Origin of the sequence: Pseudotabrizicola alkalilacus (assembly GCF_003443995.1) — a bacterium.
GTDB lineage: Bacteria > Pseudomonadota > Alphaproteobacteria > Rhodobacterales > Rhodobacteraceae > Pseudotabrizicola > Pseudotabrizicola alkalilacus.
The window spans coordinates 344,351-356,135 of record NZ_QWEY01000002.1; the positions used below are offsets into that span (position 1 = coordinate 344,351).

The 11,785-nt window shown below is 63.4% G+C and carries 11 protein-coding genes; 5 read left to right on the top strand and 6 right to left on the bottom strand.

Translation table 11 applies throughout. The features are described 5' to 3' along the window. Window positions 1-96: 96 nt before the first annotated feature. On the top strand, window positions 97-1,071 hold the full coding sequence (locus D1012_RS05675) for a type I glyceraldehyde-3-phosphate dehydrogenase (protein ID WP_118150365.1): 975 nt from the start codon (window positions 97-99) through the stop codon (window positions 1,069-1,071). Between the two features lie 224 nt (window positions 1,072-1,295). Further along, window positions 1,296-1,733, top strand: a complete 438-nt coding sequence (locus D1012_RS05680; RefSeq protein WP_118150580.1) for a GNAT family N-acetyltransferase — start codon at window positions 1,296-1,298, stop codon at window positions 1,731-1,733. Between the two features lie 60 nt (window positions 1,734-1,793). Here the strand turns inward: D1012_RS05680 and D1012_RS05685 are convergent, their stop codons facing one another. The 4 genes from D1012_RS05685 to puuE all read right to left on the bottom strand — a co-directional run bounded on the left by D1012_RS05685 (window position 1,794) and on the right by puuE (window position 6,114). Continuing rightward, on the bottom strand, window positions 1,794-3,209 hold the full coding sequence (locus D1012_RS05685; protein ID WP_118150366.1) for a uracil-xanthine permease family protein: 1,416 nt from the start codon (window positions 3,207-3,209) through the stop codon (window positions 1,794-1,796). An 83-nt stretch (window positions 3,210-3,292) separates the two neighbouring features. Next, the gene (locus tag D1012_RS05690; RefSeq protein WP_118150367.1) at window positions 3,293-3,769 is read right to left on the bottom strand and encodes an ureidoglycolate lyase; all 477 of its coding nucleotides are present in this window, start codon (window positions 3,767-3,769) and stop codon (window positions 3,293-3,295) included. Window positions 3,770-3,859: 90 nt separating this feature from the next. Next, a complete protein-coding gene (locus D1012_RS05695) occupies window positions 3,860-4,702 on the bottom strand; it encodes a bifunctional allantoicase/(S)-ureidoglycine aminohydrolase (RefSeq protein ID WP_118150368.1) in 843 nt (280 codons plus the stop codon). Then, the gene (gene puuE / locus D1012_RS05700) at window positions 4,699-6,114 is read right to left on the bottom strand and encodes an allantoinase PuuE (protein ID WP_118150369.1); all 1,416 of its coding nucleotides are present in this window, start codon (window positions 6,112-6,114) and stop codon (window positions 4,699-4,701) included. Before puuE ends, D1012_RS05695 begins: the two co-directional genes overlap by 4 nt. A 156-nt stretch (window positions 6,115-6,270) precedes the next feature. On the opposite strand from puuE, the gene uraH reads away from it, so the two are divergent. Together uraH and D1012_RS05710 are read left to right on the top strand one after the other, a co-directional pair. Further along, window positions 6,271-6,624 carry a hydroxyisourate hydrolase gene (gene uraH, locus D1012_RS05705; RefSeq protein WP_118150370.1) on the top strand — a complete coding sequence of 118 codons (354 nt, stop codon included), beginning with the start codon at window positions 6,271-6,273 and terminating at the stop codon, window positions 6,622-6,624. 88 nt (window positions 6,625-6,712) lie between these two features. Continuing rightward, entirely contained in the window at window positions 6,713-8,179 is a 1,467-nt protein-coding gene (locus tag D1012_RS05710) for a hypothetical protein (protein WP_118150371.1), read from the top strand. A gap of 67 nt (window positions 8,180-8,246) precedes the next feature. Here D1012_RS05710 and D1012_RS05715 read toward each other — a convergent pair whose 3' ends face one another. Next, window positions 8,247-9,164 carry a LysR family transcriptional regulator gene (locus D1012_RS05715; RefSeq protein ID WP_118150372.1) on the bottom strand — a complete coding sequence of 306 codons (918 nt, stop codon included), beginning with the start codon at window positions 9,162-9,164 and terminating at the stop codon, window positions 8,247-8,249. Between the two features lie 135 nt (window positions 9,165-9,299). Between D1012_RS05715 and D1012_RS05720 the strand changes: the two genes are divergently transcribed. Further along, complete coding sequence (locus tag D1012_RS05720) at window positions 9,300-10,538, top strand: urate hydroxylase PuuD (RefSeq protein ID WP_118150373.1); 1,239 nt, start codon at window positions 9,300-9,302, stop codon at window positions 10,536-10,538. A gap of 82 nt (window positions 10,539-10,620) precedes the next feature. On the opposite strand, the gene D1012_RS05725 is transcribed toward D1012_RS05720, so the two are convergent. Further along, the gene (locus tag D1012_RS05725) at window positions 10,621-11,655 is read right to left on the bottom strand and encodes a zinc ABC transporter substrate-binding protein (protein WP_118150374.1); all 1,035 of its coding nucleotides are present in this window, start codon (window positions 11,653-11,655) and stop codon (window positions 10,621-10,623) included. Window positions 11,656-11,785 lie beyond the last annotated feature (130 nt).

Consider the following 11,785-nt stretch of genomic DNA (forward strand, 5'->3'; position numbering starts at 1 on the left):
CACGGTTGGAACCGGAAACCTTGTCCGGGTGACAAAGCCGCGCTTGCGCGTGTGGCGGAGGCGTGCTGATCCTGCCGCCTGTGAACGAGGTGCATCATGCGGGTTTTCATCAACGGATTTGGCCGGATCGGGCGCTCGGTCCTGCGGGCATGGGCCTTGGCCCCGGCGCAGTGGCCGGGGCTGGAGGTGGTGGGGATCAACGATATCGCCGCGCCTGAGATGTGCGCCCATCTGTTCGAATATGACAGCGTGTTCGGGCCCTGGCGCGGCACGGTTGCGCTTGAAAACGGTGCTTTGGTTGTAAACGGGCAAGCGATCCCGCTGCACCGGGCGGCGGATCTGTCGGGCGTTGATCTCGGCTCCGTTGACGTGGTGATGGAATGCACCGGACGGGCGGACAGCCGGGAAGTGGCCGCACGCGGCTTGCGGGCCGGGGCTCGGCGGGTGCTGATCTCGGGTCCGTCGCAGGCGGCAGAGGTGACGGTGGTGCTGGGTGCGAATGACGAAGGCCTGACCGATCAGGCCATCGTGTCGAATGCGTCCTGCACCACCAATGCGCTGGCCCCCTTGGTGCGACTGATCCAACGCGAATGGGGCGTGGTCACCGGGTCTATGACGACGATCCATTGCTATACCGGCAGCCAGCCGACGGTGGATGCCCCGGCGGCGGATTACGCGCGCTCGCGCGCGGCGGCGCTGTCGATGGTGCCGACCACCACCAGCGCCTCGCGCCTGCTCGATCATGTGCTGCCAGAAATCGCCGGGCGGATCGAGGGGTCTGCGGTGCGGGTGCCGGTGGCCAGCGTGTCCTGCATTGATCTGGCAGTAATGACCGCGCGGCCGGTGACGGCGGCGACGGCGAATGCGGCGTTCCACGAGGCGGGGGGTGTCATTGGCGTGACCGACCGGGCGCTGGTTTCGACCGACCTGCGCGCCCGGCCCGAGAGCATCATCATGGCCACGCCGGAAACGCGAGTCACCAAAGGCGGGATGCTGCGGGTGTTTGGCTGGTATGACAACGAATGGGGCTTTTCCAACCGGATGCTGGATGTCGCCTTGCGGATGAGGTGAACTGGCCCGGCGGGATCTGATGGAGCGCGCAGTGCGCGCAGACCTTTGTGTCGCCAGCGGGCCTTCGGCCCTTGGCTCCGCGGATGGGGGCGCTGCCCCCCAAACCCCCGGAGTATTTGGCAAGCAGCAATGCCTGACTGGTTTTGCTGCTTGCCAAATACTCCCGCCGGAGGCGTCCGCCTTTTGGGCCGGGGAATATTCATGTCATGAAAAAGGAGAGGATGATGCAGATCCGCAAGCCGGAACCCGCCGATTTTGCCGCATGGTCAGCGCTTTATGAAGGTTATGCCGGGTTTTACGGTGTCACACAGACCGAAGAGATGCGCGCGCGGGTATGGTCCTGGGTTCACGATCCGGGCCATGAGGTCGAGGCGCTGGTGGCAGAGCAGGCGGGGCAGGTGCTGGGTCTGGCGCATTTCCGCGCCTTTGCGCGGCCGCTGTCCGCCAGCACCGGCGGATTTCTGGATGATCTGTTTGTCGATCCGGGCGCGCGGGGCAGCGGTGTTGCGGCGGCGTTGATTGCTGGGGTGGAGGCCGAGGGCCGCCGCCGGGGCTGGACGGTGATCCGCTGGATCACGGCTGAGACCAATTACCGCGCACGCGGGCTTTACGATCAGGTGTCCACGCGCACGCCTTGGGTCACCTATGATCTGAAGCTGTAGCGCAGGGGATTTGGTGGGTCACAAGCCGCAGACTGGCGGCGGCTTGTGACTGCGCTTTACTTATTCTCCCGCATCCTCGGGCAGCACAAGGTTCAGGATGATGGCGATGGCCGCGGCAGGCAACAGGCCCGAGGTCAGCAAAATCTGCGCGGTAGCCCCCATATGTTGCAGCGCCTCGGGCACCAGTTGCAGGCCAAGGCTGACCGAGAGTGCGGTGGCAAAGATCACCATGTTGCGGCGGTTCCATTTCACATCCGACAGCATGTTGACGCCTGCGGCACAGACCATGCCGAACATCACCACCACGCCGCCGCCCAGCACATTGATCGGCACGGTGTTGATTGCTGCCCCGATCTTGGGCACCAGACCGCAAATGATCAGGAAGATCGCGCCGATGGTGACCACATGTCGGCTCATCAGCCCGGTCATGGCGATCAGCCCGACGTTCTGGCTGAACGAGGTGTTGGGCAACCCGCCGAACAGGCCCGCGATGGCCGAACCTGCGCCGTCGGCAAAGGTTGCGCCCTCGATTTCCTTGTCGGTGGCCTCACGTCCGGCACCGCCCTTGGTGATGCCGGACACGTCGCCCACTGTCTCGATCGCGGAAATCAAGGCCATGAAGCACATGCCGATGATGATGGCGGCGTTGAATTCGAACCCCCAGCGGAACGGATTGGGCAGGGCGAACAGCCCGGCGCGCTCGATGGCGGTAAAGCTGACCTGCCCCATGAACAAGGCAAGGATATAGCCCGCGATAATGCCAATCAGCACGGCGGCCACGGCCATGAAGCCACGGGTAAAGAACTTTATGGCGAGGGTGACGAGGATCACCAGCAGCGCCGGGGCCCATTGGGCAAAGCTGCCGAAGGAAATCGTGCTCCAGTCCACCGGCACGCCAGCGGCCTTGGCCTCGGCAATTGCCCGCATTCCGGCTTCCATCGCGGGGACACCCCCAGCGGCGTATTGGATGCCGACCTTCACCAGCGCCAGACCGATCATCAGAACGATCAGCCCGGTGACCAGCGGCGGCAGGGCATAGCGGATGCGGCCGATCAGGAAGCCGAGGAAAAAGTGGAAGATGCCGCCGAGCACCACCCCGGTCATCAGCCCGCCCAGCCCCGCGGTGCCAAGGCCGGCCACGGCTGGAATCATGATCGGGACAAAGGCAAAGGATGTGCCCTGCACGATCGGCAGGCGCGCGCCCATGGGGCCGATGCCGATGGTCTGGAACAGTGTCGCCACCCCCGCAAACAGCATCGACATCTGGATCATGTAGGTCATGTCGGGAAAGCCGAGCGCGCCCTGATCCGAGCCAAAGCCGATGCCCGCCGCACCGCAGACGATGATGGCAGGGGTTACGTTCGAGACGAACATCGCCAGCACGTGCTGGATGCCCAGCGGAATCGCCCGCCCCAGGGCAGGCATGTAGTCAGGATCGCGGAGTTGCTCCGGCGTTCCCATTGCGGAACTTGTCATCTGTGGAAATCCTCTCCCTTGGGCAACTGTTCGGTCTTCGCCTGCGCTGCCCTGGGGCGCAGACGGTCGGTCGCGCCCCCTCCTCAGGGCGCGAGAACCGTCCAGCTGTCGCTGTAGCGGTGTTCTTCGAGGTTTGGCGTGGGACCGATCCGGTCGATCACGGCAAAAAGTCCGGGGGCGTGCAGGGGGGTGAGCACCCCATGCCAGACGCCGCGCCGCAGGTTGATGCCCTGCGCGCCATTGGTCAGGAACGCGACGGGTGCGGTGTCAGGGCCATGGGCCACGATCACCAGAAACGGGTGCCGGGTCATCGGCAAAAAGGCCTGCGAGCCATCGGGGTGACGCTCGATCAGGTCGAACTCATAGGGCAGGGCGCGGGGTTCGGCCTGAAACACCGAAATCCCGGCGCGGCCGTCGGGGCCGAAATCGAGCGTCGCGCGGTCATGATGGCGCTGGCACAGGCCCGCGTTGATCAGCCGGAAATCGCCGGTGGCGTCAAGGATATCGCCAAAAGGGGCGAAGGCGTCAGCGGTGAGGGGGGCCGGGGTGATGACCTGCATCGGGTGCGCTTTCTGGCTGAGGGCGACTGGGGGTTTCACACCCCCAGACCCCCGTGGGATATTTGGAGACAGAAAATGAGCAGGGCAGGCCTATCTGGCAGCCCCGAAGGCACCGGGGCCGCGCAGTTTGGCGTGGCGGTTCACATCCTTGTAAAGCAGATAACGGAACGGGCCGGGGCCTGCGGCATAGCAGGCCTGCGGGCAATAGGCGCGCAGCCACATGAAATCGCCGGCCTCGACCTCGACCCAGTCCTGATTGAGTTTGTAGACCGCCTTGCCCTGCAACACGTAAAGCCCGTGTTCCATCACATGGGTTTCTTCAAACGGGATGGTGCCGCCGGGCTGGAAGGTCACGATATTGACATGCGCATCGTGGCGCAGGTCATCGGGGTCGGCAAAGCGGGTGGTGCCCCAGACGCCACCGGTATCGGGCATCAGCGACAAGGGCACATCGCGTTCGTTGATCAGGATCGGATCAGGCTTTGCGACGCCGGGGGCAGGCTCATAGAGCTTGCGCAGCCAATGGAAGCGGGCGGGGGTATTGCCCTCGGCCAGCAGGGTCCAGCGGCGGCCAGCGGGGATATAGGCATAGCCGCCCGCGTCCATCTCATGCCCCTGCCCGTCGATGGTCAGGGTGGCAAGGCCATCGGTAAAGAACAGCCAGTGTTCTGCGCCGTCCTCGGCGTCCGGCGCGTCAGAGCCACCGCCGGGGGCGACTTCCATCACATACTGGCTGAAGGTTTCGGAAAATCCCGACATCGGCCGGGCGATCAACCAGAGCCGGGTGCGGGTCCAGCCGGGCAGCGCGCTGGTGACGATGTCGGAAAAGCATCCCTTTGGGATAAAGGCATAGGCCGGGGTGAACACGGCACGCTGGGTCATCAGCTGGGTTTGCGGCGGCAGTCCACCGGGGGGGGCGTAATACTGGGTCATGGCAGGATGTCTTTCAGCCGCAGGTGAGCGATACGTTCCACCTGAGCGCAGGCGGTGGCGAATTCGGTGGCGGTGTCATTGGCGATGCGCGCGGCAAAGGCCGCGAGAATGCTGTCCTTGTCATGGTCGCGCACCGCGATGATGAAGGGAAAGCCGTGCTTTGCCACATAGTCGGTGTTGAGCTGCTGAAACCGCGCGCGTTCGGCATCGGTCAGCGCATCCAGCGCGGCACTGGCCTGTTCAGCGGTGGACTCCGGTGTCAGGCGCTTGGCGGCGGCGAGCTTTCCGGCCAGATCGGGGTGGGCGGTCAGCACACCCATCCGCTCTTGCGGGCGGGCGCTGCGGAACATCCGGGTCAGTGCCGCGTGCAGGCCGGTGGCGGAGTCATGCGCCGGGCCGAGCTCCAGATCAAACGCCCGTTCGGCAATCCAGGCCGAATGCTCGAAGATCCCCCCGAAGCGTGCGACAAAACGCGCGCGGGCCATCTGGCTGGGCCGCTCAAAGCGTTGGTGCGGATGGGTAGCCGCCCAATGGCGGGCAATGTCGATGCGGCGCGGGAACCACACGCCCTCATGCCCTTGGGCATAGTCGAGAAAGCGCTGCAGACCGGCGATCTTGCCCGGCCGCCCGATCAGGCGGTTGTGCAAGCCGATGGAGAACATCTTGGCCCGGCCCTCGGCCCCTTCGGCATAGAGCGTGTCAAAGCTGTCCTTGAGATAGTCAAAGAACTGACCGCCGGTGATATAGCCCGGCGCTGTGGCAAACCGCATGTCATTGGCTTCCAACGTATACGGGATCACCAGCTGATCATGGTCACCCACCTCGCGCCAATAGGGCAGGTCGTCGTCATAGGTGTCGGAAATCCACGCCAGTTTGCGGGTCTCTGCCGTCAGCCTGACCGTGTTCATTGAACAGCGCCCGGTATACCAGCCCTGTGGGGCCGCGCCTGTCACTTCTTCATGCAGGCGGAAGGACTCGGCGATCTGGGCGCGCTCGTCTTCTTCCGGCATGTCGCGGTGATCGACCCATTTCAGCCCGTGGCTGGCGATTTCCCATCCGGCAGCCTGCATCGCCGCCACCTGTTCGGGGTTGCGGGCCAAGGCGCTGGTGACGCCATAGACAGTGACCGGCAGGTCGCGTGTGGTGAACAGCCGGTGCAGCCGCCAGAACCCGGCCCGCGCGCCATAATCGTAGATCGATTCCATGTTCCAGTGCCGCAAGCCCGGCCAGGGCGCGGCCCCGGCGATGTCGGACAGGAAAGCCTCGGACTGGGCGTCGCCGTGCAAAAGGTTGTTCTCGCCGCCCTCTTCGTAGTTGAGCACCAGAGAGATGGCGATCTTCGCGCCATTGGGCCACTGCGCATCGGGGGCATCGGGGCCGTGGCCGCGAAAATCTCGGGGGTAGCGGTTCACCGGGAAACCTCACTTTCAAGCATTGCCGTAGGATAGGCGGGAATTTACCCGCGTTTTATCAATAAATTCACGAAAGACATATTGTGCGATGACATGGTCGTATCGGCCGCCGTTTCGTGCTGTGATACACGCCGGAACGGATCAAGGGAGTGGGCGATGGGGCGGCTTTCAACACATGTGCTGGATACGGCATTGGGCAAACCGGCGGCAGGGGTGAAAATCTGGCTTTACCGGGTCAGCGGCAATTCGCACAAAAAGATTGCCGAGGTTGTGACCAACAGTGACGGGCGCACCGATGGGCCACTTCTTGCCGGTGATACGCTGAAGACCGGCACCTATGAGCTGGTGTTCTTTGCGGGCGATTATTTGCGCGCGTCCGGGCAGTCCACGGGTGACGTGTTGTTTTTAAACGAAATTCCGATCCGTTTTGGTGTGCCGGATGCCGATCAGCACTATCACGTGCCGCTGCTGATCTCGCCCTTTGCCTATTCCACCTACCGGGGCAGCTGACGACGGGTATCTGAAACCTGACCTTGCGCTCAGCGGTTAAACGCGGTTTTGTCGCGCAATAACGACAGCAGTTTTCCGGGGGAGTGGTATGCTCAGGACCAATGTATTGATGACAGCGCCGGTGATGGCGTTTTTGATGTGTGGCACGGCGCAGGCGGCCTTGACCGTCGATCAGGTCTGGGCCGATCTGCAAGCCGCCGCCGTTTCGGGCGGGATGAAGATCACCGTGGCGACCGAAGTGCCGGGGGATCGTGAGCTGACGCTGAATGGCGTCACCATCGCGCCGGAGGGCGAGCCTGCGATTGCCACGATTTCCGAGGTTTCGATTGTCGAGCAGGAAGACGGCAGCGTCGCCTTTTTCCCCGGCGAGATCAAATTGCAGATCACCGGCCCGGCGAATGTGGTGATCAACCACGAAGAGCTGTCGGTCAGCGCGTTCGAAGATGCGGGCGGTCTGGGGTATGGGATTGATGCCGACAGCCTGAACGTGCTGGTCAATGTTGTAGACGGGGACAGCACCTTTGACGGCAACTTCAACCTGATCTCGGTTGGCGGGCGCTACACGCGCGGCCTTGACGCGCTTGGGATGGAAATGTCGGCGGATCAGCTGGTGTATGACATCAAGCAAAAAGACCCGGCGCTTGGCATTGACGGGGCGCAGATCAGCGACACCGCCGATCTGGTCATGACGGGTGAACTGACACTGCCTGAAGGTATCGACCTGATGTCGCTGCAAAACAGCGCCGCCTTTGCCGAAGCCGTGCGCGCTGGTCTGGGGGTAAGCCTGGAGATGACGCAAGGCATCTCCAAAGGCGAGATGACCGACAACAACCCGATGCTGCCGATGAGCATGGTCTTTACGGCAGAGCCGGGGGTCACCTCGGTCACGATGAATGCTGATGAGTTCGCTGTCGCGACCAGTGTCGAAGGCATGGAGCTGAACCTGCGCCCGCCGATGGTGCCCGCCCCGGTGAATGCGTCGACCGGGGCCTTTGTGCTGGGTCTTGGCATGCCGGTGGTTACCGGAGAAGAGGCCGGGGAGTATGGCTTTGAGCTCAAGCTCGAAAATCTGGTGCTGGATGAAGCCGCTTGGGGCATGATCGACCCGACCGCCGTGCTGGAGCGGGGGCCGCTGGATCTGGCCCTTGATCTGGGGGGCGAGGCAAAGATCGACATGCTTGATCTGATCATGGCAGGCGAGGCCGACACCGCCCCCGCTGTGATGCCAGAGCTTCAAACGCTCGACATCCGCGCGCTGTCGCTCAAGGCGCTGGGGGCTGTGGCTACCGGCACGGGGGCATTCACCTTTGACAATTCGATGGTGGCCATGGGCGGCCCGCCGCTGCCGGTCGGCACTGCCGATGTGCGGCTCGAAGGCGGCAACAAGGTGATCGACGCGATGATCAAACTGGGCGTCATCACCGAAGAGGATGCCATGGGCGCGCGCATGATGATGGCGATGTTCGGCAAGCCCGAAGGTGACGATGTACTGACATCGAAGATCGAGGCGCGTGAAGGCGGGTCGATCTTTGTGAACGGCCAGCAGATCCAGTAATCTGCCCTGCGAACAGAAACGCCCGCGCCCTTTGGCGCGGGCGTTTTGCATTTCTGCGACGCACCGATCAGCCGTCAATCGCGCGGCGCAGCTCTTCCTTGATCTTTGCCGCCATGTAATCGGTGAACAGCCGCACCTTGGGGTCTTTCAGCCGCCGGTGCTGGCTCAGGCTCGACAGCTGCACCGCAATCGGCGGGGTTGCGACCGCCACCGGCACCAGCGTTCCCGCCCGCAAATGGTCGGCCACTTCAAACTGCGGCTTCATCACGATCCCCCGCCCGCTGAGCGCCCATTGCGTCAGCACATCGCCATCATCTGACTCGTAAGGACCGGAGATTTCAAACCGGCGCGGGCCTTCGGGTGTGGTCAGGGTCCACTGAAACTCCTTGGCGCCCGGATAGCGCAGGTTCAGGCAATCATGCCGGTCACGCAGCAGGGCTGCGCCATCGGTCGGCATTCCGCGCCGCGCGATATAATCGGGGGCGGCGCATAGAATGCGGTGGCAGTCGGCGATCAGCCGCACCTTGAGCGTGCTGTCCTCCAGAATCCCCAGATGGAAGGCCACGTCGATACCTTCGCTGACCACATCCACCCCGCGGTCAGACAGGCGCAACCGCACCTCGATCTGCGGATAGAGGTCTTTGAACGTCGGCACATGCGGCGCAATGAACCGCCGCCCGATGCCAAGCGGAGCCGCGACAAAGATCGTGCCGCGCGGGTTCTGGGTGACATCCATCACCGCAGATTCGGCATCCTCGATCGCCTCCAGAATCCGCACAGCTCCTTCGTAAAAGATGCGGCCATTTTCGGTGGGTTGCAGACTGCGCGTGGTGCGGTTGAACAACCGCACGCCGAGGTGCTTTTCCAGCTCGGAGATTCGGGCCGAAGCCACAGCGGGCGAGGTGCGCTGATCGCGCGCCGCCCCGCTCATGCTGCCCAATTCATAGACACGGACAAACATGCGGATGGTATTGACGTAGGACATCTGGGCACATCCCATTATATTGCCCGATTTGAAAGTGATCCGGCATTTCGCAGGATTAACAGAAGATGCCCCGGCGGTATAGCGTTTGTGCCAAGGCAGAGGCTGAGTGCCAAAGGGCAGACGGGGAGACGGAAGATGTATGATCTGGCGGTGATGTGGGAATGGGTCGAGATCGGCGTGCGCTGGCTGCATGTGATCACGGCCATCGCCTGGATTGGATCTTCGTTCTATTTCGTGGCGCTGGATCTTGGCCTGCGCAAGACCCCCAGCCTGCCGCCCTTGGCGCATGGCGAGGAATGGCAGGTCCATGGCGGCGGGTTTTATCACATCCAGAAATATCTGGTGGCCCCCGAGATGATGCCCGAGCATCTGACCTGGTTCAAATGGGAAAGCTACGCCACCTGGCTGTCGGGCTTTGCCATGCTGGTGCTGGTCTATTATCTGGGGGCCGAGATGTTCCTGATCGACCCGCAGGTGATGGATTTGCAGGTCTGGCAGGCGGTGTTGATCTCGCTGGCCTCGCTCGCCTTTGGCTGGCTGGCCTACAACACCCTGTGCCGGGTGTTCGTGAATGCCGATCAGACGGTGTTGATGGTGGCGCTGTTCGGGGTGCTGGTTGGCATGTCGTGGTTCTACACTCAGGTGTTTTCCGGCCGCGCCGCCCTGCTGCACCTGGGGGCGTTCACCGCCACGATCATGAGCGCGAATGTGTTCATGATCATCATGCCCAATCAGCGGATCGTGGTGGCCGACCTGAAAGCCGGGCGCAAGCCGGACCCGAAATACGGCAAGATCGCCAAGCAGCGCAGCACGCATAACAACTATCTGACGCTGCCGGTGATTTTCCTGATGCTGTCCAACCACTACCCGCTGATCTTTGCGACCGAGTATAACTGGATCATTGCGTCACTGGTGTTCCTGATGGGGGTGACGATCCGGCATTGGTTCAACACGCAACACGCGCGTAAGGGCAATCCGCACTGGACTTGGGGCGTCACCGCTATCCTGTTCCTGCTGATCGCCTGGCTGTCCACCGCGCCGCTGCGCACGGTGCCGGACCCAGAGGCGGCACTGTCGGGGGCAGCGGTGCAGCATGCGGCGGCAGCGGGCTTTGACGATGTGGTGGGCATCGTGCAGGGCCGCTGCAGCATGTGCCACGCGGCGGAACCGTCGTGGGAGGGGATGGTCTGGCCACCCAAGGGCGTGGTGCTGGAAACGCCGGCACAGATCGCGCAGGAGGCGCGGCGCATCTACATGCAGGCGGGGGTCAGCCACGCCATGCCACCGGGCAACCTGAGTTATATGGAACCCGAAGAACGCCTTGCCATCATCCGCTGGTTCCGCGCCACGGGGCAGGGCGCGGTCGAGGGGTAGGGCTTTCTGCAGAGTCTGGATTTCCCATGCAAAAGGGGCCGGGTGTGAACCCGGCCCCTTTGCTGTCTGCTCATCGTAAGGGTCAGCCGTTCAGGCAGGACGCGATCGTGGTCGCGAGTGCCCGCATCAGCGCGCCGTAGGCATCCGGGCCGGGCTCGATGGTGCTGCCCGACGGGTCCAGCGCCGCGCCGATCCGGGCCGAGGTGCCATCGGCCATCTGTGTGACCAATGCCGGGTCATGCTGACCTTCGGGGAACAGGCACAGCGCGCCACCACCGGCAACCGTTGCCGACAATTCCCGCAGCCGCGCCGCACCTGGAGAGCTGGCATCGCCCAGTGCGACCGACCCGGCAACCGTCAGCCCGTAGTGGCTGGCGAAATAGCCGTAGGCATCGTGATAGACCACAAAGGGTTTGTCCGCGACCGGGGCGAGTGTGGCGGCAAGCTCGGCATCCAGCGCGGCAAAGCCGGCCTTTGCGGCTTCGGCATTGGCCGCATAGGTCGCCGCGTTTTCCGGGTCCAGCCGCGACAGTTCGGCGGCGATTGCGCCGGCCCAGACCGAGGCATTCGCCGGGTCAAGCCAGGCATGCGGATCGACGCCCGTGTGGGAATGTCCATCGTGATCATGCCCATGGTCATGCCCGGCGTGATCGTCATGGTCGTGATCATGCGCTTCGGCCTTTGCCTCTTCGGCATGGTCGTGGTCGTCATGCCCATGGTCATGCCCGGCATGATCGTCATCGCTGTGATCATGTGCGCTGATGTCGCCATACTCCTGAAGGTGGGTGCCCTCGGCCGCCAGCAGCCCAAGGCGCGGCACGTCGGGCGACAGCCCGTCCAGCGCGCGCTCCATCCACGGCGTCATTTCCGGTCCGATCCAGACCACGAGACCGGCATCGGCAAGGCTTGCGGCCTGACTTGGGCGCATCTGATAGCTGTGGGCGTTGGCGCCGCGGTCCAGCAGCAGCTCTGGCTGGCCCAGATCGCCCATGACCTGCGCCGTGATCGCGTGAACCGGCGGAATGTCGGTCACCACGCGCGGCACTTCGGCCATGGCAGGCAGGATGGCGGCGGGCAGGGCGGTGCTGGCCAAGAGAAGGGATATGATATAACGCATCGGATAGGCCTTTCTGAACGTCTCTGTCCGCCTTATCTATGTTATATCATAACTGGTCAACCCGAGAGGAGCCTGCTGTGCCGCATGACCACGCAAAGGGCGATCATTCCCATGCATCTGCCGGGGATGA

What these genes read in the sequence shown, in the direction of transcription:
- D1012_RS05675 (WP_118150365.1), top strand. Translation starts at nt 97, where the DNA reads ATGCGGGTTTTCATCAACGGATTTGGCCGGATCGGGCGCTCGGTCCTG.
- D1012_RS05680 (WP_118150580.1), top strand. Translation starts at nt 1,296, where the DNA reads ATGCAGATCCGCAAGCCGGAACCCGCCGATTTTGCCGCATGGTCAGCG.
- D1012_RS05685 (WP_118150366.1), bottom strand. Translation starts at nt 3,209, where the DNA reads ATGACAAGTTCCGCAATGGGAACGCCGGAGCAACTCCGCGATCCTGAC.
- D1012_RS05690 (WP_118150367.1), bottom strand. Translation starts at nt 3,769, where the DNA reads ATGCAGGTCATCACCCCGGCCCCCCTCACCGCTGACGCCTTCGCCCCT.
- D1012_RS05695 (WP_118150368.1), bottom strand. Translation starts at nt 4,702, where the DNA reads ATGACCCAGTATTACGCCCCCCCCGGTGGACTGCCGCCGCAAACCCAG.
- uraH (WP_118150370.1), top strand. Translation starts at nt 6,271, where the DNA reads ATGGGGCGGCTTTCAACACATGTGCTGGATACGGCATTGGGCAAACCG.
- D1012_RS05710 (WP_118150371.1), top strand. Translation starts at nt 6,713, where the DNA reads ATGCTCAGGACCAATGTATTGATGACAGCGCCGGTGATGGCGTTTTTG.
- D1012_RS05715 (WP_118150372.1), bottom strand. Translation starts at nt 9,164, where the DNA reads ATGTCCTACGTCAATACCATCCGCATGTTTGTCCGTGTCTATGAATTG.
- D1012_RS05720 (WP_118150373.1), top strand. Translation starts at nt 9,300, where the DNA reads ATGTATGATCTGGCGGTGATGTGGGAATGGGTCGAGATCGGCGTGCGC.
- D1012_RS05725 (WP_118150374.1), bottom strand. Translation starts at nt 11,655, where the DNA reads ATGCGTTATATCATATCCCTTCTCTTGGCCAGCACCGCCCTGCCCGCC.